At 65.8% G+C, this 22,422-nt stretch carries 22 protein-coding genes; 13 read left to right on the top strand and 9 right to left on the bottom strand.

Going from position 1 to position 22,422, the window contains the following annotated elements:
- Window positions 1–8: 8 nt before the first annotated feature.
- A complete protein-coding gene (gene typA / locus K940_RS0108640) occupies window positions 9–1,907 on the bottom strand; it encodes a translational GTPase TypA (protein ID WP_028477204.1) in 1,899 nt (632 codons plus the stop codon).
- A gap of 153 nt (window positions 1,908–2,060) precedes the next feature.
- Between typA and K940_RS32885 the strand changes: the two genes are divergently transcribed.
- Complete coding sequence (locus K940_RS32885; protein ID WP_196812141.1) at window positions 2,061–2,237, top strand: hypothetical protein; 177 nt, start codon at window positions 2,061–2,063, stop codon at window positions 2,235–2,237.
- Between the two features lie 53 nt (window positions 2,238–2,290).
- Window positions 2,291–2,599: a 4a-hydroxytetrahydrobiopterin dehydratase gene (locus tag K940_RS0108630; RefSeq protein WP_028477203.1), complete on the top strand. Its 309-nt coding sequence runs from the start codon at window positions 2,291–2,293 to the stop codon at window positions 2,597–2,599.
- Here K940_RS0108630 and K940_RS27485 read toward each other — a convergent pair.
- The gene (locus tag K940_RS27485) at window positions 2,592–3,842 is read right to left on the bottom strand and encodes a mannosyltransferase (RefSeq protein ID WP_036528037.1); all 1,251 of its coding nucleotides are present in this window, start codon (window positions 3,840–3,842) and stop codon (window positions 2,592–2,594) included. The two genes, K940_RS0108630 and K940_RS27485, sit on opposite strands and share 8 nt — an antisense overlap.
- A gap of 331 nt (window positions 3,843–4,173) precedes the next feature.
- Between K940_RS27485 and K940_RS0108620 the strand changes: the two genes are divergently transcribed.
- Together K940_RS0108620 and K940_RS0108615 are read left to right on the top strand one after the other, a co-directional pair.
- Window positions 4,174–4,959 (top strand): hypothetical protein, encoded by a 786-nt coding sequence (locus K940_RS0108620; protein WP_028477202.1) that lies wholly within the window; start codon window positions 4,174–4,176, stop codon window positions 4,957–4,959.
- A gap of 91 nt (window positions 4,960–5,050) precedes the next feature.
- A complete protein-coding gene (locus K940_RS0108615) occupies window positions 5,051–5,410 on the top strand; it encodes a hypothetical protein (RefSeq protein ID WP_028477201.1) in 360 nt (119 codons plus the stop codon).
- A 71-nt stretch (window positions 5,411–5,481) separates the two neighbouring features.
- On the opposite strand, the gene K940_RS0108610 is transcribed toward K940_RS0108615, so the two are convergent.
- Together K940_RS0108610 and K940_RS0108605 are read right to left on the bottom strand one after the other, a co-directional pair.
- Window positions 5,482–6,192: a DUF1906 domain-containing protein gene (locus tag K940_RS0108610; protein WP_028477200.1), complete on the bottom strand. Its 711-nt coding sequence runs from the start codon at window positions 6,190–6,192 to the stop codon at window positions 5,482–5,484.
- Window positions 6,193–6,437: 245 nt separating this feature from the next.
- Window positions 6,438–7,571, bottom strand: a complete 1,134-nt coding sequence (locus K940_RS0108605) for a hypothetical protein (RefSeq protein WP_231390291.1) — start codon at window positions 7,569–7,571, stop codon at window positions 6,438–6,440.
- Window positions 7,572–7,991: 420 nt separating this feature from the next.
- On the opposite strand from K940_RS0108605, the gene K940_RS0108600 reads away from it, so the two are divergent.
- From K940_RS0108600 to K940_RS0108575, 6 genes are all read left to right on the top strand, one after another.
- The gene (locus K940_RS0108600; protein WP_028477198.1) at window positions 7,992–8,642 is read left to right on the top strand and encodes an ABC transporter permease; all 651 of its coding nucleotides are present in this window, start codon (window positions 7,992–7,994) and stop codon (window positions 8,640–8,642) included.
- A complete protein-coding gene (locus K940_RS0108595) occupies window positions 8,635–9,831 on the top strand; it encodes an ABC transporter ATP-binding protein (protein ID WP_051407011.1) in 1,197 nt (398 codons plus the stop codon). The genes K940_RS0108600 and K940_RS0108595 overlap by 8 nt, the downstream gene beginning before the upstream one ends.
- 47 nt (window positions 9,832–9,878) lie before the next feature.
- Window positions 9,879–10,589 carry an ABC transporter permease gene (locus K940_RS0108590; RefSeq protein WP_081706246.1) on the top strand — a complete coding sequence of 237 codons (711 nt, stop codon included), beginning with the start codon at window positions 9,879–9,881 and terminating at the stop codon, window positions 10,587–10,589.
- A 13-nt stretch (window positions 10,590–10,602) separates the two neighbouring features.
- Window positions 10,603–11,577 carry a glycine betaine ABC transporter substrate-binding protein gene (locus tag K940_RS0108585; protein WP_028477195.1) on the top strand — a complete coding sequence of 325 codons (975 nt, stop codon included), beginning with the start codon at window positions 10,603–10,605 and terminating at the stop codon, window positions 11,575–11,577.
- Window positions 11,578–11,912: 335 nt separating this feature from the next.
- Window positions 11,913–12,899: an IPT/TIG domain-containing protein gene (locus tag K940_RS27480; protein ID WP_051407010.1), complete on the top strand. Its 987-nt coding sequence runs from the start codon at window positions 11,913–11,915 to the stop codon at window positions 12,897–12,899.
- Window positions 12,900–13,147: 248 nt separating this feature from the next.
- Window positions 13,148–14,209, top strand: a complete 1,062-nt coding sequence (locus K940_RS0108575) for a class I SAM-dependent methyltransferase (protein ID WP_028477194.1) — start codon at window positions 13,148–13,150, stop codon at window positions 14,207–14,209.
- 246 nt (window positions 14,210–14,455) lie between these two features.
- On the opposite strand, the gene K940_RS0108570 is transcribed toward K940_RS0108575, so the two are convergent.
- The gene (locus tag K940_RS0108570; protein WP_051407009.1) at window positions 14,456–14,851 is read right to left on the bottom strand and encodes a carboxymuconolactone decarboxylase family protein; all 396 of its coding nucleotides are present in this window, start codon (window positions 14,849–14,851) and stop codon (window positions 14,456–14,458) included.
- Between the two features lie 171 nt (window positions 14,852–15,022).
- Between K940_RS0108570 and K940_RS0108565 the strand changes: the two genes are divergently transcribed.
- A complete protein-coding gene (locus K940_RS0108565) occupies window positions 15,023–15,283 on the top strand; it encodes a metal-sensitive transcriptional regulator (RefSeq protein WP_028477192.1) in 261 nt (86 codons plus the stop codon).
- A gap of 37 nt (window positions 15,284–15,320) precedes the next feature.
- On the opposite strand, the gene ychF is transcribed toward K940_RS0108565, so the two are convergent.
- From ychF to K940_RS0108545, 4 genes are all read right to left on the bottom strand, one after another.
- Entirely contained in the window at window positions 15,321–16,418 is a 1,098-nt protein-coding gene (gene ychF, locus K940_RS0108560; protein ID WP_028477191.1) for a redox-regulated ATPase YchF, read from the bottom strand.
- 111 nt (window positions 16,419–16,529) lie between these two features.
- Entirely contained in the window at window positions 16,530–17,384 is an 855-nt protein-coding gene (locus K940_RS0108555) for a carbohydrate ABC transporter permease (RefSeq protein ID WP_036528032.1), read from the bottom strand.
- Between the two features lie 29 nt (window positions 17,385–17,413).
- Window positions 17,414–18,316, bottom strand: coding sequence for a carbohydrate ABC transporter permease (locus K940_RS0108550; RefSeq protein ID WP_028477189.1), 903 nt, complete (start codon window positions 18,314–18,316; stop codon window positions 17,414–17,416).
- Window positions 18,310–19,554, bottom strand: a complete 1,245-nt coding sequence (locus K940_RS0108545; protein ID WP_081706245.1) for a sugar ABC transporter substrate-binding protein — start codon at window positions 19,552–19,554, stop codon at window positions 18,310–18,312. The genes K940_RS0108550 and K940_RS0108545 overlap by 7 nt, the downstream gene beginning before the upstream one ends.
- A gap of 272 nt (window positions 19,555–19,826) precedes the next feature.
- Here K940_RS0108545 and K940_RS0108540 point away from each other — a divergent pair, with 272 nt between their 5' ends.
- A complete protein-coding gene (locus tag K940_RS0108540; protein WP_028477187.1) occupies window positions 19,827–22,079 on the top strand; it encodes a carbon starvation CstA family protein in 2,253 nt (750 codons plus the stop codon).
- A 134-nt stretch (window positions 22,080–22,213) separates the two neighbouring features.
- Window positions 22,214–22,372, top strand: coding sequence for a YbdD/YjiX family protein (locus K940_RS34105; protein ID WP_369797489.1), 159 nt, complete (start codon window positions 22,214–22,216; stop codon window positions 22,370–22,372).
- The last annotated feature ends 50 nt before the right edge of the window (window positions 22,373–22,422 follow it).

The following is a 22,422-nucleotide window of genomic DNA, read 5'->3' as shown; positions in this document are numbered from 1 at the left end:
CTCGGTGACTAGCGAGCCGCGCGATCGCGGGCCTTGCGCCGCGACAACTCCCGAGCACGTTCGTTCCGATCGAGGACCACCTTGCGCACCCTGACCGCCTCTGGAGTGACCTCCACACACTCGTCGGCGGCACAGAACTCCATGGCGCCCTCCAGATCCAGCTGCAGGGGCTTGGCCAGCGTTTCGATCACATCGGCGGTCGAGCTGCGCATATTGGTCAGCTTCTTCTCCCGAGTGACATTGATGTCGAGATCTTCCGCCCGAGGGTTGATGCCGACGACATGGCCCTCGTAGGTCACCGCGCTCGGTTCGACGAAGAACTGGCCGCGATCGGCCAGCTGAATCATGGCGAACGGCGTCACGGTACCCGCCCGGTCCGACACCAACGAGCCATTGTGCCGGGCGCGGATCTCACCGGCCCACGGCGCATAACCGTGGGCGACCGCATTGGCGATGCCGGTGCCGCGGGTCTCGGTGAGGAAGTCGGTCCGGAAGCCGATCAGCCCGCGCGACGGGACGATGAACTCCATGCGAACCCAGCCGGCGGCATGGTTGCTCATCTGCACCATCTTTCCCTTGCGCGCGGCCAGCAGTTGGGTGATCGCGCCCAGGTAATCGTCCGGGCAGTCGATGGTCAGCTCTTCGTACGGTTCGTGCACTGTGCCATCGATCGTCTTGGTGACCACCTGCGGCTTTCCCACGGTAAGCTCGAAGCCCTCCCTGCGCATGGTCTCCACCAGAACTGCCAACGCCAACTCGCCGCGGCCCTGCACTTCCCAGGCGTCCGGCCGGCCGATATCGAGGACGCGCAGCGACACGTTGCCGACCAACTCCTGGTCCAAGCGAGCTTTCACCATGCGGGCGGTCAACTTGTGTCCCTGCACCCGACCCACCAGCGGCGAGGTATTGGTTCCGATGGTGACCGAGATGGCCGGCTCGTCCACGGTGATGCGTGGCAGCGCGACCGGTCGATCGATGTCGGCGAGGGTATCGCCGATCATGATGTCTGCGATGCCCGCGATCGCCACGATGTCACCCGCCGTCGCGACCTCACCGGAGCGGCGCTCCACGCCGATCGTCTGCAACAGTTCGGTGATCTTCACCTGTTTGACCCCGTCAGCGTGCATCCATGCGACGTTCTGTCCTTTACGCAGTTCGCCATTGTGCACGCGGACCAGCGCGAGTCGGCCGAGGAACGCCGAGGCGTCCAGATTGGTCACGTGGGCCTGCAACGGCGCCGTCGGATCGCCTTTGGGTGCGGGAATGCATTCCATCAGCACGTCGAACAGCGCATCGAGATTCTCCGCGGCCGGTGCGTGCCCGTTGTCCGGACGCTGCACCGACGCCTTGCCTTCCCGACCGGAGGCATACAGCACCGGAAGGTCGAGTGCGAACTCGGCAGCCTCGGCGGCGGCATCATCCAGGTCGGATGCCAGATCGAGCAACAGGTCGTGACTTTCCTCCACGACCTCCGCGATGCGGGCGTCCGGACGGTCGGTCTTGTTCACCACCAGAATCACCGGCAACGCAGCGGCAAGCGCCTTGCGCAGGACGAATCGAGTTTGTGGGAGCGGACCCTCGGATGCATCCACGAGCAGCACGACGCCGTCCACCATGGACAGACCACGCTCTACCTCACCCCCGAAGTCGGCGTGACCCGGCGTGTCGATCACATTGATGACAGTGACCGAACCGTCCGGGTGGTGCCGGTGCACCGCGGTGTTCTTGGCGAGGATGGTGATGCCCTTCTCGCGCTCCAAGTCGCCGGAGTCCATCACGCGATCGACGAGCTCGGCGCGCTCCGCGACCGCACCGGACTGCCTCAGCATTGCGTCGACCAGAGTGGTCTTGCCGTGATCGACGTGAGCCACGATGGCGACATTGCGAAAATCGCGTGCAGACGACACGCCCGAATCCTCCTGCTGTTGGGTAGTAGTGCCGGTCGGCCCCTGCAAATAGGTGGAGAATCGAGACTCACCGGGCATCACGGCCAGCCCCACCCTACGGCAGTCCGATTCCCGCAGCGCTCCAGGCGTCGTAGTAAGGGTATGCTAACCATCGTGGGCAAAGTCAAGGCAAAGCAGGTTTCGAGCCTGAAACCGAAGAAGAAGTGCTGTCGGAAGAAGACGCGCTGCTTGACGTGCCCGGTGGTCATCACTCGAATGAAGAAGTGTGAAGCCGCGGGCATCCGCGGCAAAGAGCTGAAGAAGGCACTCGAGCGTGCCCGTGCTGCGTGACCCTGCCGACCCTGCGTCCCGGGGGCGGCCCGAGGCAACGAGGAAGGACAGTCATGGCGCAACAGACATTGCTCTCCGACACCGAAATCACCGAGGCACTGACGGAGCTACCGACGTGGACCCGATCCGGGGACACCTTGGTTCGCGTTGTGAAGGCGCCCTCGTTTCCGGCGGGCATCGACCTCGTGCGCAGAGTCGCCGAGGCCGCCGAGGAGGCCGATCACCATCCCGATATCGATATCCGCTGGCGCACGATCACGTTCGCGGTGTCCACTCACTTCGCCGGGGGGATCACCGCGCTGGACATCGCGCTGGCACGCCGCATCGATTCGCTCGTGGCGCACTCCGATCGAACTACCTGACCGGGATCCTGTGCGTGGTTCCCGCAGCGGTGGACGCGGGGACCACGCCTGCGGACGCACCCTGAGGTGACCTACCCTGGCGCCGCCCATGCCAGGCGACCCAGAGGTAGGTTGCCACGACGCCGAATACGTCGACCGCCGCTGGCCAGGCCAGCAGGCCCGGTCGGGAGATCGCCCACATGCCGTCCTGGAAGAAGGACAACACCCACGGCACGCCGACAAGCGTAGTCGCCAGCCAGAATCCAGCGATGACGCGCGCACCGGGCGCCGCGCGCAGCGGTCCGTAGAGCAACCACAACACCGTGGGGAGCAGCCAGACCCAGTGATGCGACCACGAGATCGGCGAGAGCGTCAGCCCGAACAGTTGCACCATGACCAGGGTGCCCAGTCGGTCGTCGGGCCCGAGCACCCGCCAGGCCGCAAAACCCGATGCCGCCACCGCCGCGATCGCCGCGATCCACCACGGTCCGAATTCCACGTCCTCGCCCAGAATTCGGCTCAGCGCCCCGCGCATCGACTGGTTCCATACCGAACCCACCGGCCCGATGCGATCGGCGTCGCCGAGCAGCGTGCCGAAATACCGTCGAGCCTCGAGCGGCGCGATCACGAAGCTCGCCCCCACAGTCGCCGAGAAGACCAGCGCCGACCAGGCGACGGTCGCCCATCGCCGCCGAGCGAGGAAGTACAGACTCGTGATCGCGGGCGTGAGTTTGATTCCCGCGACGAGGCCGACCAGTCCGCCGGAAACCCACCACCGCGAACTACGCACCGCAAGCATCGCACCGAGCACCAGAAACACGTTGACCTGGCCGTAATCCAAAGTGGTTCGGACCGGCTCCATCCACAGCCCCACCGCGGTCCAGCCGGCCGTCGCCGCTCGCCACTGTGACGTACGCACTGCATCGGCGCCCAGCACGAGTTCGAAACCAATGCGCACCACCGCATACAGCGCAGCGGTCACCGCTAGCAGCCAACCGATGGCTACAGCGGTGAACGGCAGATAGTGCAGCGGGAAGAAGACCAATGCCGCGAACGGCGGATACGTGAACGGTAGCGGGAAATCGGGAGTGTCCTCGGAATACGTGAAGTCGTAGAGCCGATCATTCGGCAGTGCTGCCGAACCGTCGACGTAGACGTGCAGGTCGACCAGGTTCATCCCGTTCGGCGACAACACCATCCACAGCAACCGGGCCAACACGGACACGCCGAGCGCCAGCACAGCCCATCGGAAATGACGTTTCAAGTCGCTGGCTTTCGGCTCGGGTATGTCGGCTCGGCTTCCCGGACCGCACGGCGCGGGCGGCGACTTGCGGGCGGACGGCACGAATCAGACTAGCGGCAGCTGAAATCGACTCGATTGCCCCCTCGAATCACCGATAACATTTATATCAACTTCAACACCAGTAACAGTACTAACAGTACCAACAGGTTATGGTCGGCTGACACTGATCGTCCACACGAATATTCGGACACGAATGGCTGTACACGTAGCCCCAATGTCCCTAGAGTGAGCCCGAATCGATGGCGTTTCGCAATCGAACCATGATGCACCCGAGCTAAGGACGGCCAGACCAGTGCTTCGCACCCGAAGAACGCGGATCGCGGTGTCGGCGCTCGCCTTGGCGGCGAGTGTCACGCTCGTCGCACCGACGACCGCCATCGCTGCCCCCGTGCCCACACCGGCCGCAACGACGAATGTCGTTCCGACGGTTCCCGAGGGCGTCCCGGTGGACGCGCTGGCCGCGCTCGTCCCGGCCATCGTCGGGGCCATCGCCGGCCCAACGGATGTCGCCGGCCCCCAGGCGGCGATTCTGGACCAGGCGCGCATCCTGCTGGCGACGCTGAACCTGCCGCCAGAGATCGAGTCGACGCTCGAGCGGATCATCACCTTCCTGGACGGCAGTGGCGGCGGTGGCCCGGATTTGCCGGAGGACGGCCCGGTGATCGCGCAGTTCCTGTATCCGACGGTCGGCAAGGGCTGCATCGGCCCCACCTCGGACTCGGTCGGCACCGCACTGGCGGTACCCGGCCCAGCGACCCTTCCCCCTCCCGGCCCGCAGGCCAGTCAAACCGGTTTCGTGTTCACCGCGCTCGGCACCACCTCACCGACGCCGGTTCAGGACCCGCCGATGACCGTGCAATGGCTGAACCTGGACACTCGTGTATCCGGCATTCTGCCGCTGACCGACGAAGCCAAGATCAATCCGGGTGGTCCGGCAACGCTGTCGGCGATCGCCGATACCGGTTCCGGCCGAATCGTCGCCGTGATCGGCGGATCGCTGACCACTGGAGCCGACTCCGACGCTGCGCCGCGAACCTGCTCGTTCCTGCCGACGCTGGGCTTCTTCACCGTCGCGTGAGACGAACCGGCCGAGATCCGCTCCGGTGCATCCTGCGCGGATCTGCCGGACCGGCGGGCGCGCGGGCGCGAACTGTGGTAGACCGCTAACTATGGCGTCCGTCGATCCTGTGATGCGGCCGGATCTTTCGATCCGGAGCAAGCATTCGCATCGCTCGATTCTGTCGATTCGGTCCGAAGGCTCGATCCTGTCGATCGGTTCGGCCTATTCGGTGTTGTCCATCGGCAGTGTCGGATCGGTGCTGTCGATCGGGTCTGTGGGGTCGTTCGGATCGGTGATCTCTTCGTTTTCGTTCGCCAGCCTCGGTTCGGCCTTCTCCGGTCTGTCTCGATGGTCGTTGTTGTCCTGGCTGGGCGATCGTGCTGCTCCAGAAGAGCGCCCGCGCCTACAAGTCGTGCCGGACGACGAACCCGACCTGCGAGTCACACCGATGAGCCACTGCCAGACCTAGGGAATCCACACAACAGGTACGCCGGTCGCCACTGCCGCGCCGGCACCATTACCACTGCCGAGCCGGCACCATCACCACTGCCCGAACTCGGGCGCCAGCACGGTGTTGACGTCGATTCCTACACCATCGATGGATCGCTTGTCGATCTCGAACTGGTGTAGGTGCGCAACAGGGTGCACGAAGCCGGGAGGCGTACCCCAATTGTGCTGCCAGTACCAGGAACCGAGTCCACCCGCAGCGGCCAACTCGATGGTGGGCGTATTCGCATAGACACCGGTGCGTTGTCTACCGAGCACAGTCTGCCAACCCAGGAGATACGGCGCGATCATGGTGACGAACTCGACGACCGTGGGGTTGTCGTCGATCGACGCGTAGATCGGCGCATCGTCCGGGCCGCCCGCGGCCTGGTGCAGCTCCAGCCCCCGCGCGGCGTGCCGTTTTCCCGCCTCCAGCCCACCGCGCCAGTCCGCGGTCGGCCCCTTGCCGAATTGGTAGCACGAGACGATCTGCAGTCCGACCGACTGCAATTGCTCCACTTCCGTGGCGCGCAGCGGCTTGCCGGTCATCCACTCGGCGCCGGGGCGGCGATCGGACACGTATCGGATCACGCCGATGTGGCCAGCAGCGCGGATCGCAGCGGCCGAGGGAACGCCGGCCGCATAGTCGACCAAGGTACCGAGCGCGGGACGGGCGGACGCCGGAGCCGCGGCGGTCGCACCGACCACGGTCGCGGCGGCCACGTAGGTGAACAGATCACGTCTGGATACCGCATGAGACTGCATCGTGGACTCCTAGGCGGAACGCATCGGGCACTGCTCGGCGGAACACACCATGGACTACCAGCGCGACACACCGTGGTTTCGGTGTCGCAACCGGGAACGGCAGCGGGGCCCGGCGCACCTTCCCCATAACCCGATGCGCGCCGGCAACCTCGAACGCACACTCATTTCACCACATTCACATTGGAACCGCTAGACCCACACGACACATTCTTCACATGCTCCACAGGCCGAACGACGACGCGCAGTCACGCCGCGCCGTCGATACGTGCGGCAACGTCGATCGTGCGCATCGAGGCGTCGGCCAGTTCTTGGCGGACCACGGCTGCGACCTGCTCGGGCACCTGTTTCTTGATCCGGGCCAGTGCGCCGAGGACTGCCGCGCGCACGCCGTGCGCGGTGAACTCCATCCGGATATCGGCCGGGTCCGGAGGCGGCACGTCGATCACTACCAGCAGCGGCTCGGCCGCTCGGGCGACGAGCGCCAACGGCACCTCGATATGAGCGCGATAGTGGTTGGCCTTCATCACATCCACCGTGATGTCCAGGATCACCGGCAACGTCAGGTCGAAGGTCACCGTGGGTGCAGCCCGATCGGCCAAACGCGGTGTCAGCACGGCACCGCGGACGGTGACGACCGCGCTCGAGCGCGGGCCCGTGCGTAGTGGACCGACCTCGATCGATCGCCCCTCCAAGCCCGCCACCGCCTGGTAGACCCGGCTGCGCGTCACGATACGGGCGAAGAACCGGCGCCCGAACTCGCCATATCCGATCCAGTCGAACTGGGCATTGTCCCGATGCGCCGAACGCGTGTCGTCGATCAGGGCTTCGACATCGAACACCAGTGCACGCCGGGTTTTCGGCTCGGCCAGCATGGCGTTCACCCGGGAGGCGACTTCTCGCTGCATCACCCCCGCGATCGGGTCGAGCAACCACTCCCAGGCCGATTCCACCGCCTGGGCGCGCAGCACGAAGCTGATGTCCCGTCGCTGGATACGCGGGATGTCTATGACGATGAGCAACGGGTCGGCGGTGCGCGCGTGCAGGGTCAGATCGATCTCGACCCTGGCCTCCAGCCGCAGCTTCTTGCCGCCGAGCAGCACCTTCAGCGTGAGCGACACCGGAACGGTGACCTCGAAGGTCACGTGCGGACCGATGCGGAACACGCGGGGCTTGCCGACGCTGCCCTGAGCGAGGACCCCAGCGCGTCCGACCGGGCCGAGCGAGACCGGACCGACGGTGACGCTGTGATCGGCCATACCTGCGATGGCGGATTCGATCCGCGCCGCCGTCACGGCGTGCGCCACGAAACGCTCGCCGAATTGGGCATAGTCGATCCAGACCAGGTCACTCGACTCGTCGAGTGGCTGCACCACTGGCACCGAAACCCTCACCTCTCGATGGACGACCCATACGGCCCGCGACCGGCCTCGCGTCACTCGAGTCCATGCGTCGCGACCCGAGATCCCCGTCCCGCCGATGAGGGGAAGGCAGGGCGGGGACCGCGACGGCGCTGCCGGGCACCGCCGCCTCCATGGTAGGACTGTCCGGGCCAGCGGTTCACCCACCCGCGCGTCGATCGACGTCGACGACAGCGGTCGCCCACCCGAATCGGCGGTCGCCCACCCGAATCGTTCGCGTCCCACCCTCCTGGGACCCGGCTCCACCGTACCCCCAGAGTGGGATGTGATCGCACGGGACCTCCACGACCCCACCCGATCCGGATGGACCCGACAACCCAGCACAGATCGCCGGCTTCAGGGTAGGCTCCGCAGAAGACCAGCCGATGGGGAGGCCCGGCCCTGGATACTCTGTGGACATTCGTCACGCAACGACGACACCAATTGCTCATCGACTCCTACCTGCACGTCTCGGCCGTGGCGCAAGCGGTGCTCGTGGCTGCTGCCCTGTCGGTGCTGATCGGAGTGCTGGTGTATCGCAGCCCGCTCGGCTCGTCGGTCGCCACCGCACTGGCCGGCGTGATGCTCACCATTCCCTCGTTCGCATTGCTCGGCCTGCTCATACCGTTTCTCGGTCTGGGCGTCGCGCCCACCATCACCGCACTGGTCGTGTACGCATTGCTGCCGATCGTCCGCAACACCATCGTCGGGCTGGCATCGGTGGATGTGACCGTCACCGACGCGGCGCGCGGGGTGGGGATGAATCGTCTGGGTGTCCTCACTCGGATCGAGCTGCCGCTCGCCTGGCCGGCCATCTTGGCCGGCATCCGGGTGAGCACTCAGCTGAGCATGGGCATTCTCGCCCTCGCCGCATACGCCAAAGGTCCGGGTCTGGGCAATCTGATCTTCTCCGGACTGGCCCGCCTGGGCAGCCCGAACGCCGTACCGCAAGCGTTGGTCGGCACGGTACTCATCGTCGTGGCCGCGCTCGCGCTCGACGGAATCTATGTCCTACTCGGACGGCTCACCACCTCGAGGGGTATCCGTGACTGACACCCACGCCCACACCGCACCGACCCCACCCACCGTATCCGGTGTCGGCATCGAACTCGACGCGGTCACCAAACACTATCCAGGACAACGTGATCCAGCCGTAGCCCAGGTCTCCTTGACCATCCCGGCCGGCGAAATCGTCGTGCTGGTCGGACCGTCCGGCTGCGGCAAGACCACCACCATGCGAATGATCAACCGGCTGATCGAGCCCACCTCGGGCACGATCACCATCGACGGCCGAGACGCCGCCACGATGCATCCCGATCATTTGCGCCGCGGCATCGGCTATTCGATTCAGCAGGCCGGTCTGTTCCCGCACCTGACGGTTGCGAAGAACGTGGCCACCGTGCCCGGATTGCTCGGCTGGGACCGACAGCGCATCGCCGCTCGGGTCGAGGAGATGCTCGAACTGGTCGGTCTCGACCCTGCCGTCTTCCGCCAGCGCTATCCGCGCCAACTCTCCGGCGGCCAGCAACAGCGCGTCGGGGTGGCTCGGGCGCTGGCGGCCGACCCACCGATACTGCTGATGGACGAACCGTTCGGCGCCGTCGACCCGATCACCAGAGGACTGCTCCAGGACGAGTTGTTGCGCCTGCAAAGCGAATTGGGTAAAACCATCGTCTTCGTCACCCACGATTTCACCGAGGCGATCAAGCTCGGCGATCGCATCGCGGTCCTGGGCGATCGTTCCCGAATCCTGCAATACGACACTCCCGGCGCGATCCTGGCCGACCCGGCCGACGAGACCGTCGCCGGCTTCGTCGGGGCGGACGCTTCGCTCAAACAACTCACCTTGACCCGAGTCCGCGATGTCGAACTAAGTCGATGCCTCACGGCCACCGAGCAGGACTCGGCCGAGCAGCTGCGCGCGACACTCACCGACCGTGCTTGGCCCTGGGCATTGGTGCTCGACAGCCATCGCCGCCCACTGCGCTGGGTCTCGGCGCAGCAATTGGCACATACGGATTCGTTGCGCGAGGTGGGCTCCCCGCCCCGAGGCACATTGTCGCTGCAGTCGACCCTGCAGGAAGCACTGGAGGCGCTGCTGGCCCATCAGAGCGCGACTGCCGTGGTCACCGGCGCACACGGCGAATACGCGGGGTTGATCACGATCGACACCTTGGTCGGGCATCTGTCGGCGCTGCGCGCCGAACACGCCGACCCGGCTGCGATGGACGGTACACCGTGACCGCAGCCACGTCCGCCGCTCCGCAGCGCGGAGCCGATCGCATCCGCATGGTCGCGCAGCCATGCCTGGTTCTCGCACTCACCGCGGGTGTCCTGGTATGGGCCTTCACCCGCGACCTCACCATTACGCAGCAAGCCAGTCTCAACGTGGACAACATCGCCACGGTCACCCGTCAGCATGCGCTGATCACTGCAACAGTGGCGCTGATCGTGGTGGCCGTGGCCGTGCCACTGGGTATTGCGCTCACCAGGACCGGATTCCGGCGACTGGCGCCAGTGTTCGTCGGTATCGCGAATGTCGGCGCGGCAGCCCCGGCGATCGGCCTGATCGTGCTGTTCTACCTCGCCACACGCACCACCGGCTTCTGGATCGGTGTCGCGCCGATCGCGTTCTATGCGCTGCTACCGGCACTGCGCAACACCATCGTTGGTTTCCAACAGGTGGATCGAACGCTCATCGACGCCGGCCGCGGCCAGGGAATGTCGCCGGTCACGCTGTTGCGCCGCATCGAATTTCCGCTCGCGGTCCCCTACATTCTGGCCGGATTGCGCACCTCGCTGGTGCTCGCGGTCGGCACCGCGACGTTGTCGTTTCTGGTCAGCGCAGGAGGACTGGGCATCCTGATCGACACCGGGTACAAGCTGCGCGACACCGTGACCTTGACCGTCGGCGCGGTACTCGCTGTCGCGTTGGCCTTGTTGGTGGACTGGCTCGGCGCGCTGGCCGAGCAGTTCCTCGGGCCGAAGGGGCTGAAATGACCGGAGGTGGCGCATGACCCGCAGGTGGCGCACGCTCGCGCTCGCGCTCGGGCTGTCGCTGGTGGCCGCGTGTGGGCTGGAATCCGGTAGCGCGGTGCCACTACAGGTGGGACCGGGGAGCATCCGCCCGGTGCCGGCACTCGAGGGCGCCCGCATCACGGTCGGTTCGAAAGATTTCACCGAACAGATCATTCTCGGATACCTGCTCGAGTTCGCGTTGTCGGCGGCCGGCGCCCAGGTACGCGACCTGACCAACATCCAAGGGTCCAACAGCGTGCGCGATGCCCAACTGCACGGGCAGATCGATCTCGCCTACGACTACACCGGAACCGGCTGGGTGAACTATCTCGGCAACGAGAATCCGGTGCCGGACGAGGTAGGGCAGTTCGAGGCGGTCCGTGCCGCCGACCTTGCCGAGCACGGCATCGTGTGGACCGCGATGGCGCCGATGAACAACACCTACGCTGTGGCGACGAGCATGCAGACCGCGCAGGAGACCGGGGTGCGCACTTTGTCGGACTACGCCGAGCTGGTCGACACCGACCCGGATGCGGCGTCGTTGTGCGTGGGCACCGAATTCAATGTCCGGCAAGACGGATTGCCCGGTTTGACCCGCGCATACGACATCGACGCCGACAGCGTGCGCAAGCAGATCGTCCAAGACCCCGTGGTCTACCAGGCGACCGCTGACGCCAAGCAGTGCCGCTTCGGCTCGGTGGCCGCCACCGACGGGCGCATTCCCGCACTAGGACTCGTTCTGCTGCAGGATGATCGCGGGTTCTTCCCGAAATACAATGCGGCGCTGGTGATGCGCAAGAGCTTCGCCGACCGGTATCCGCAGGTGAGCTCGATCATGGAGCCGATCTCGCAACGCCTCACCAATGAAACCATTACCGAACTCAACCGCCAGGTCGACGTCGATGGCCGCGAACCCGCCGAGGTGGCGCGTGACTGGATGGTCGCCGAGGGGTTCGTGACCGCTCGGTGACTCCGGTCCGGCGCCCGAGATCGCGCACGCCGACCACCGAAATCGCCACAGCGCCCACAGCGCCACAGCGCCACAGCGCCACAGCGCCACAGCGCCACAGCGCCACAGCGCCACAGCGCCACAGCGCCACAGCCACGATGCCACCGAAAGCCAGCGGCGCCACCGCCGGACGGCGGCGATGCTCCACGGTGATGTGAAAACGGACGAAAACGGAGTGCTGGGCATATTGCCCAGCCGCCGGTCCGGGGCGTTAATGGAATCAGCCGGGCCACCAACGGAATTGGGCACCCCCCGGTGCGGAGAACCCAACGCCACAGCAACAAGGAGCCGACATCATGGCCGCGCCAACCATTTCCACCATCTCCCCGACCTCGGGGCCCGCCACCGGGGGCACCAGTGTCGTCATCACCGGTACCGACTTCACTGCCTTCTCCACCGTCCGGTTCGATGCCACCGCGACTGCCTTCACCCTCGATTCCGCCACGCAGATCACCGCCATCGCGCCACCCGGACCGGTCGGTACCGCTTCGGTGACCGTCACCACGCCGGAGGGAACCAGTAACGGGGTGACCTACACCTACCTCGCGGTTCCGGTACTGACCAGCGCAAGCCCCAATCAAGGACCCACCTCGGGCGGGACGTCGGTCGTGCTGGCCGGATCCGGGCTGACGGGTGTCACCGCGGTCTCGTTCGGTGCGACACCGGCAGCCGGGTTCGTCGTCGACTCCGATACCCAGATCACGGCAACTTCCCCGGTCGGTACCGGAATCGTGAACATCACCGTGACCGGGCCCGGTGGCACCAGCAACCCGGTGGCGTTCGTCTATGTCTTCCTTCCCACCATCAGCAGCATCGCCCCCACCTCGGGACCTGCTACTGGAGGAAACAGCGTCACCATCACCGGCACCGACTTCGTCGGCCCGCTCACGGTACGGTTCGGAGCCACCGCAACCTTCTTCACCATCGACTCCGACACCTCGATCACGGCCACCGCACCACCTGGGACCGGAAGCGTTGCAGTCACCGTCACCGGCACCGGGGGAACCAGCAACGGCGTCACCTACACCTACCTCGTTGCACCGGTATTGGCCAGCATTACCCCCGCTACCGGACCGTCGGCGGGCGGAACAGTGGTGACACTCGCCGGAACCGGCTTCACCGGCGCCACCACGGTCTCGTTCGGGGCGACCGGGGTGGTTCCCACCGTGATCTCCGATATCTCGGCCACGGCCACCTCTCCGGCGGCCCCACCCGGCACAGTGAGCGTCACGATCACCAACCCGATCGCCACCAGTAACGCCCTCCCGTATACCTACACCTGACACCTGGCGTGACCGGGCCGTCGGCACACAGTGTCGGCGGCCCGGTCACGTTGTGGACGAGTCGCAGCAACCAGCGCTTCCGGAGTTGCACCCTGGGCACATCCCGTACCGGTCGGCAGGTCCGGGCCGGCTCGGTGCCGCTGCCGCGCAAACCATCTGGACAGCAGGCGCCAGCCGTGCTCGAGGTGTTCGATTACGCTGTCGCTATCCCCGGGTGGGGATATTTTTCTACACGAAGAAGGTTGAACATGAGCAGCGGCACGGTCACCACGGAGCAATTCGCCGATCGCCTGATGGCGTCGGCGCTCGGCGCCATGGACATGCTCGCGATTCATCTCGGTGACCGACTCGGGTGGTATCGAACTCTGGCCGAACATGGTCCGGTCGATGCCGCAGAACTCACCGAACACGCCGGCGGTGACACGCGCTACGCCAGAGAGTGGCTGGAGCAGCAGGCTGCTGCCGGAATCCTGACCGTCACCCCGGAGCACCGATTCGAGCTACCTCCCAGCGCCGCCGAGGTACTCACCGATCCGACCAGCCTGAGCTTCCTGGCTCCACTGGCACGAGTCCTGGCCGCGGCGGCGGCCAAGACGCCGAAGCTGGTTCACGCCTATCGGAACGGCGGCGGCGTCGGCTGGGCGGAATTCGGCGCCGACATGCGCGAAGCCCAATCCGACATGAACCGACCGTGGTTCGAGCAACGACTCGCCGCCGAGCTGGGCACCGTCGACGATATCGACGACCTGCTGTCGCGCCCGGGAACACGAGTCGCTGATATCGGATTCGGCGGTGGCTGGTCGAGTATCGCGCTGGCGAGGGCATACCCGAGCCTGGTTGTCGACGGCTTCGACATCGATGAGCCATCGGTCGCGATGGCGAAGCGCAATGCCACCGACGCCGGTCTGTCGGAGCGGGTTCGGCTACACCACGCGGACGCGGCGACCGCGCTCGGTGAAAACCTCTACGACGTGGTCTTCGCTTTCGAGTGCATCCACGACCTGCCCCGTCCGGTCGAGGTCTTGGCCGCCATGCGTCGCGCGGTCCGCCCCGGGGGTGCGGTGATCGTCATGGACGAGGCCGTGGCGCCGGACTTTCGGGCGCCCGCCGACGATACCGACCGATTCCTCTACGGGATCAGTCTGCTGATCTGCCTGCCCGATGGCCGCGCGCATCCCGATTCGGCCGGCACCGGCACTGTGATGCGCCAGGACACCCTGCGTCGCTACGCGCAGGATGCGGGATTCAGTGACGTCGAAGTGCTGCCGATCGACGATTTCGGCTTCTGGCGTTTCTATCGACTGACGTAACCACCTGCGACCGACGAGCCACCCGCCGTCCACTCGGGGCGGTGGGCCGCGAATGAGCCGTCAGCGGCTCAGTATTCGACGCAGCCAGGTGCTCCGCTCGTCGTCGCGATGACCGGAGCACCATTGCTCGGTGGGAACGAGAGCCTGGACCTGCGCGATGTGCTGGCCACAGCCGGCCCAGGTGGTCTTACCGCATGATCTGCAACCAACAGGTCGACACATGTGTAGCGCCCCTTCTCCCGATCGTCACGCCGGGCTGTCGCCGTCATCGACGGCGTCGGCGAATTCGCAGAAGGCATCATAGGCGCGGGCGCCGTGGATGGTGGCGGGACCGCCATGCATCAGGAACGTGACGCCGATGGCCTCGGCAGCCTCCTGACGGGTGGCTCCGGCGCGGGCTGCTGCCTGGCCGTGTGAGGCGATGCAGCCATCGCATCCACCGACCACACCGATGGCCAGCGCGATCAACTCTTTCGTCTTGCGGTCGAGCGCACCGGAGGTGAACGCGGCGTTGCTGAGCTCGCCGAAGCCTCGATAGACCTCCGGGATGGCGCGCCGGAGCCGACGATGTTGCGGCGAGAGCTCGCGCAGCACGGCTGTGCCATGGGTGGTGGTATGCGCGGGCTCGGTGAGTGGTGGCATCGAGTTGTCCTTTCACTTGCGCTGCGAGCACCGCGGCCCGCGCGACGACGACCAGGGCAGTATCCCCCAGGGGGGATAAGTCGAACAGTAGCATACCCCCAGGGGGATATACAATGGCCGTGCGGCGCGTAATCGATGCGGCCACTGGCCTACTGCTACGAGAGGACGACGATGCGGCTCGAACCCGAGGAGATGAAAGCTGTGATCACCCGAATGAAGCGGGCACACGGACACCTCGCTTCCGTCATACGCATGATGGAAGCGGGTTCGGAATGCGAGGACGTGCTCACCCAACTCGCCGCAGTGAACAAGGCGCTCAGTCGCAGCGGCTACGCCCTGGTCGCCACGGGCCTGCAGCACTGCATCGTCAATGATGGCCCGAACAGTGTGGACACCAAGAAGTTGGAACGGTTGTTCCTCGCCATGGCGTGAAGCCGCCAGCGATCAGCCGCTGCTGGCGCCCATGTCGTCAGCGTTTCGAGCTGGCGGCAATCCCGGTTCGGAACTCCACGACGTCGCCCTCTGCCATCACGTAGTCCTTGCCTTCCATCCGGACCTTGCCCGCGGCTTTGGCGGCTGCCAGCGAGCCGGCGGCAACCAGGTCGTCGAAGGCCACGACCTCCGCTTTGATGAAGCCGCGCTCGAAGTCGGTATGGATGACGCCCGCAGCCTTCGGCGCGGTGTCGCCTTGGTGAATGGTCCACGCGCGCGCCTCTTTCGGCCCTGCGGTGAGGTAGGTCTGCAGCCCCAGAGTGTGGAACCCGGCCCGCGCCAAAGCGTGTAGGCCGGGTTCGGACTGGCCGATGGATTCCAGCAGTTCGGCGGCGGATTCCTCATCGAGTTCGAGAAGCTCGGCCTCCACTTTGGCATCCAGGAACACCGCATCGGCCGGGGCCACCGAGGCCCGCAGCTGCGCAACCCTCGCCTCGTCGGTGAGTACCGATTCATCGGCGTTGAACACGTAGAGGAAGGGCTTGGTGGTCAGCAGCGACAGTTCCTTCAGCAATTCGACCTCGACCGCGTCACCGGCGGCGAACAAGGTGGTGCCGCTGTCGAGAATACCCACGGCGGCCTTGGCGGCCTCGGCGACGGGCCTGCGCTCCTTCTTCACCTTGGCTTCCTTGTCCAATCGGACGACCGCCTTCGCCAAGGTCTGCAAGTCGGCGAGGATGAGTTCGGTCTCGATCACCTCGATGTCGGCCGCCGGATCGACCCGGCCGTCGACGTGCACCACATCGTCGTCGGCGAAAACTCGAACCACTTGGCAGATGGCGTCGGCTTCACGAATATTGGCGAGGAACTTGTTGCCCAAGCCCGCGCCTTCGGACGCGCCCTTCACGATCCCCGCGATATCGACGAACGACACCGTGGCGGGCACGATCCGCTCGGAGGAGAAGATCTCGCCCAAGGTCTGCAGCCGGGTATCGGGCAATGGAACCACGCCGACATTGGGCTCGATGGTCGCGAACGGGTAGTTCGCGGCGAGCACGTCGTTCTTGGTCAACGCGTTGAACAACGTCGACTTTCCGACGTTGGGCAGGCCGGCGATTCCGAGGGTGAGACTCACGAGCACCAGAGTCTACGCGTCGCGTAGACTGCGATACCCCGCGCCCGCTACCACCGGTGCGGCGCTGCCCCTGCGCCGGCGTCCCCGGCCACCGGTCGCATGCCGGATCGCCTAGCGCCCACCGATGCCGGACAATGCAACGCCGCGAACGAACGCACGCTGAGCAATCGAATAGATCACTACCAGCGGCAAGAGCACGACAACTGCGGCAGTCATGAGAAGCGGCCACTGAGTGTGGTACTGGCCCTGCAGTCGGACCAGCCCCAGCGTTGCGGTGGCGATGTCGGCACGTTGGATCATGACCAGTGGCCACAAGAAGTCGTTCCACACCGTGATCCAGGTCAGGACGGCCAGCACCATCACCGCAGGACGGGCATGTGGCAGCAGGACGCGCCAGTAGACCTGCCACGGAGAACAGCCGTCGAGGATGGCCGCCTCCTCCAACTCGCTGGGCAGCGTGCGGAAGAACTGGCGCATCAGGTAGGTCCCGAACGCACTGCCGAACAGGCCCGGCACGATCATTGCCCATGGTGTGTCCACCCACCCGAACGCACGCATCAACAGGAACTGTGGGATCACCGTCACGGTCAGCGGTACCAACAGTGTTGCGAGGTAGGCCAGAAACAGCAGGTCTCGTCCGCGAAAGGTCAACCGCGCGAACGCATAGCCGGCCAGTGAACAGAAGAAGACCTGTCCTGCGGTGACGCAGAGCGCATAGACCATGGTGTTGAGCAACATCCGCCCCAGCGGCAACAACTCGAATACTTTCGCGTAGTTCGACCACTGAGGATCGTGTGGAAGCAGTGCGGCGTCGACGATTTCACCATTTCGCTTCAGCGACCCGGACACGGCCCACAGGATCGGTACGAGCGCGCACCACGCAATACCGACCAGCCCGACATACGCCGCAGTGCCCCGGACCACCCGGCGCCTGATCGCCCGGTCGGCCCGAGCGCGCGCGACCACCGCCCGCGCAGACAGCGCCGGACGGCGGGTCACGTCTCGACCTCCGCCCGTCGGGCCAGCCGCAGTTGCAGCAGGGTCACCAGGAACAACATCGCGAACATCGCCCAGGCCAACGCCGAGGCATACCCGATTTCGTAGAAGCCGAAGGCATGCTGGAACAGCATGATTCCCAGCAGGTAGGTACCGGTTTCCGGGCCACCGTTACCGCCGGTCAGCGCATAGGCCTGGTCGAAGGCCTGCACCGAGCCGATGATCGTGATGAGCAGGACGAACGACAGCGGACCCCGGATCAACGGCACGGTGATCGTACGAAATCGCCGCAGCGCACCGGCGCCGTCGAGCTCGGCTGCCTCATAGAGCGTCTCCGGCACCCCGTGCATGGCCGCGAGCAGGATCACCGCGGCGAACGGCACGCTCTTCCAGATGGTGACGATGCTCAGCGCGACCAACGCCCAGTCCGGGTCGGTCAACCAGGGCACCGCATCGATACCGATCCAGCCCAGCGCGCTGTTCACCAACCCGTCACTGGTGAACAGAAACCGCCAGACCACTGCCATGGCGACCGCCGACGCGGCCAGCGGAAGAAAGGCAATCGTCCGAAAGATCCCGATACCGCCCACGCGTCGATTCAGCACCGCCGCAACGGCGAGCCCGATCGCCACAGTGAACGCGACGGTCGAGACCGTAAAGACCGCGGTGTTGCGCACGGCGATCAGAAACAACGGGTCGGAGCCGAGCAGCCGGCGATAGTTACCCAGACCGATGAACCGCATCGGGCCGAACAGGTCCCACGAGTGAAAACTCATATAGAGGGAAAAACCCAACGGAAATACCGAGAACACTGCGACTGCAACGATATTCGGTGCGACAAACGCCCAACCGGCTCGTTCTCGCCGCCGCGCCGCTCGCAGTCGCCCCGGGCGGTTCACCATGCCCGCAGTAGAGCGTCGACCTCGGCGGCGAAACGACCGCGGAGTGACGCAGCCGTGGCGGCGCCGCGCAAGACCCGATTGCAGCCACGGTCCAGCAGGGCGGAAACCTTACCCCACGCAGGAGTCACCGCCAATGGACGCGAGTGAGCCGGACCGTCGGTGAAGACCTCGAGATTGCGGACATCACGATGCGCGGCGGCGAACCCCGGGGATTCCATGGCGGATTTGAGCACGGGAACGAACAACCCGGACGCGGCGATGATCGCCTGACCCACCGGGCCGGTCGCGAACTTGACGAACTCCCACGCCTGCTCGATCCGCGGACTGTCCGCGGCGATGGCCAAGCCGGTGCTGCCGACGTCGGTGATGGCGCCCGGACCGCCGTGCGGGCCGACGGGCAAGACTGTGACGTCGAGCGGCAGATCGTCGTGTCCGGCGAATTCGGAGAACAGCCAATGCCCGCCCAGAGCCATCGCGGCTCGGCCACTGCGGAACAGGTCCGGCGCCGAGATCGACAGGGTTTCGGCCGTCTTCGGCGCTACACCATGACGGACCGCGAGATCGGCATAGAACTGGAACCCGGCCGCGAACCGCGGATCACCCAGATTGGTCCTGGTCGGATCCACCGACGGGGTGAACCACTCGGCGCCGTTGTTCATGCCGAAACAGGCCGCGGAGAAATACGGAACCCAGGCATCCACGAAACCCCATCGGGTGCGGCCGCTCGAGTCGTACCGGGTCGCTGCGCGAGCGACCTGGAGAAACTCCTCGAACGACCAGGCGTCACGCCAACGCGAAGGTGGGACGACCCCGAGCTCGGCCAGCCGTTCCCGGTGGTAGTACACGAACACCCCCGACCACTGCTCGGGCAGAGCGTATTGACCGCCCGCATAACTGAAGGTGCGATACAGCGCCGGATAGCTGTCGGCGCGCAGTGCGGCAGCATAGTTCGGATCGCGATCCAGCAGCGTGTTCAGATCCAGGAGCACGCCGCGCGCGGCCAGTCCGGAATACAGCAGCTCCCACGCCATCAGAACGTCGGGGCACCGGCCACCCGCACAGTAGGTGAGCATCTGTTGAAGCGGATCCGGCCCGGACACGAGGGTACGGATCCTGATGTCCGGATGCCGTCGACGGAACTCGTCGATGATCCGCAGCCGTACCCGCGCTTCGTCCGGTCTGGCCTGGAAGAAGAAGGTCAGGGCATCATCGTCGGGCCCGCAGCCGCCGGCCGCCATCAGCGGAGCGGCCAGCGCCGACCCGAGTAGTGTCCGACGACGCACCCTGGCGCCGGGATCAGCCCACACAGCCCTCCTCCAGGACGGATTTCGAGCTCGCCGAACCGTATGGCAGCATACGTTCGGCTATCGATGATGACAGCCGACGTGCGCTCGATCACTATTTCACGCCGACCACTCGGCGAGCGGAATCGGCACGGCGGCGGTCACCGATCGGATAGGTTGACACGAGTTTCAGGAAGATCCTGCGCGTTTCACAGGAGAGTACGCAGATGGCGACAGTCGAATATCTGCGGACCAATGCCGATCTACCGCCCGTCGGTGTGATCGACCGGTCCCCGATCACACCGGCCAAGAAGGCGATATTCGCCGCGATCGCAGTGTTCGGAGCCATTGCCTGGGCAGTACTCGCCGTGTCGCGCGGCGAATCGGTCAATGCGGCATGGATCGTGGTCGCGGCGGTGTGCACCTACATCGTCGCCTACCGGTTCTATGCCAGGTTCATCGAGCGCAAGATCACCAAACCGCGTGACGACGTCGCCACCCCGGCCGAGATCCTGGAGAACGGCAAGGACTACCTGCCGATGGATCGGCGGGTGCTCTACGGACATCACTTCGCCGCCATCGCGGGCGCGGGTCCGCTGATCGGCCCGGTACTGGCCGCGCAGATGGGCTACCTGCCGGGGACGTTGTGGATCGTCGTCGGCGTCGTATTGGCCGGCGCGGTACAGGACTACCTGGTGTTGTGGGTGTCGATGAAGCGACGCGGCCGCAGCCTCGGGCAGATGGCCCGCGACGAGTTGGGCGTGATCGGCGGCTGGGCGGCCATCGGTGGCGTTCTCGTCATCATGATGATCCTGCTCGCGGTACTCGCGGTGGTGGTCGTCAACGCGCTCGCCCACAGCCCATGGGGCGTGGTCTCGATTGCCCTGACCATCCCGATTGCGCTGTTCATGGGGGTGTATCTCCGATTCCTGCGCCCGGGCAAGGTCGGCGAGGTGTCCACCCTCGGATTCGGTCTGCTCATCCTGGCCATCGTGGCCGGCGGGTGGGTGTCGGAAACCGAGTGGGGCGCGGACTGGTTCACCCTCTCACCGGTGACCATTTCCTGGCTGCTGATGGGCTATGGCTTCTTCGCCTCCGTGCTCCCGGTGTGGCTGCTGCTGGCCCCGCGCGACTACCTGTCGACCTTCATGAAGATCGGCACCATCGGGTTGCTGGCCGTCGGCATCCTGATCACGCTGCCGGTGCTGCAGGCGCCGGCGGTCTCGCAGTTCGCGACCTCCGGCAACGGGCCGGTCTTCGCGGGCTCGCTGTTCCCGTTCCTGTTCATCACCATCGCCTGCGGCGCGCTGAGCGGGTTCCACGCTCTGGTGTCGTCCGGAACCACCCCGAAGCTGCTGGCGAAGGAATCGCATACGCGGATGATCGGCTACGGCGGCATGCTCATGGAGTCGTTCGTTGCCGTCATGGCCATCATCACCGCCTCGATCATCGACCAGCACCTGTATTTCGCGATGAACGCACCGGTCGGGCTCACCGGCGGCACCCCGGAGACCGCCGCGGCCTACACCAACAACCTCGGCCTGGACGGTCCCGCGGTGACGCCAGCGGAACTGAGCCAGGCGGCCAGCGACGTCGGCGAAGCGAGCATGGTCTCCCGCACGGGCGGCGCGCCGACCTTGGCCGTCGGCATCTCCGAGGTGTTTCACCAGTTCCTCGGCGGCGCGGGGATGAAGTCGTTCTGGTACCACTTCGCGATCATGTTCGAGGCGTTGTTCATTCTCACCACTCTCGATGCGGGTACCCGCGTTGCGCGATTCATGTTGTCGGACACGTTGGGCAACTTCGGCGGAGCGGCGCGACGGTTCCGTGATCCCTCGTGGCGGGTCGGCGCCTGGCTGTGTTCGGCCGTGGTGGTCGCCGCGTGGGGGTCGATCCTGCTGATGGGCGTCACCGATCCGCTGGGTGGTATCAACACCCTGTTCCCACTGTTCGGCATCGCCAACCAACTGCTCGCTGCGATCGCGCTGACCGTGGTGCTGGTGATCCTGGTGAAGAAAGGCCTGGCGAAATGGGCGTGGATTCCCGGTATTCCGCTGCTCTGGGACCTGACAGTGACGATGACCGCGTCCTGGCAGAAGATTTTCTCCGCCGACCCCAGGGTCGGATACTGGAAGCAAAACGGCATCTGCCGGGCGGCCCGCGACGCCGGGGAGTTGTGTCTGACCGCGAAGTCCCCCGACGATGTCGGCGCCATTGTGCGTAATACCTTCATCCAGGGCACCCTGTCGATCGTCTTCGCGGTGTTGGTGCTGATCGTGGCGATCAGTGGCGCGATCGTCGCCTTCCGAGCCTGGCGCTCCGGAGACCGCACGACCACCGAGACACCGCAGCAGCCCTCGGAGATCTTCGCACCCAGCGGCTTCGTCGCCACAGCTGCAGAGAAAGAAGTTCAGAAGCAGTGGGACGAGTTGCTCGCGGCCGACAAGGCGCCCGTCGGCGCCGGGCGCACATCCGGATGACGGCCGATACCGAACCGTCCGCGGTCGAGGACCGGGAACAGGCACCGACCGCCGGCCGCGATGGGTGGTCACGGCCGGTCCGAGCCCGACTGCAGGCCGCGGCCGGCGCCTGCGGGACCGCAGTTCGCGCAAGTATCTGGTGGTTCGACTCGATCCTGGGCGGGCGGGACTACCAGCGTTACGCCGAGCATCTGCGCCGCCGGCACCCCGGCTGTGAGATTCCGTCCGAGCGGGAATACTGGCGCCAACGGTACGCCGAAGCCGATCGCAACCCGACCAATCGCTGCTGCTGAACCCTCGGTTTCGTTGACCGATTTTCGCTAGCATCGATTCGCCGCTGCTG

Origin of the sequence: Nocardia sp. CNY236 (assembly GCF_000482385.1) — a bacterium.
GTDB lineage: Bacteria > Actinomycetota > Actinomycetes > Mycobacteriales > Mycobacteriaceae > Nocardia.
The sequence above is the reverse complement of the archived record's forward strand: the minus strand, read 5'-3'. Positions and strand labels throughout refer to the sequence as shown.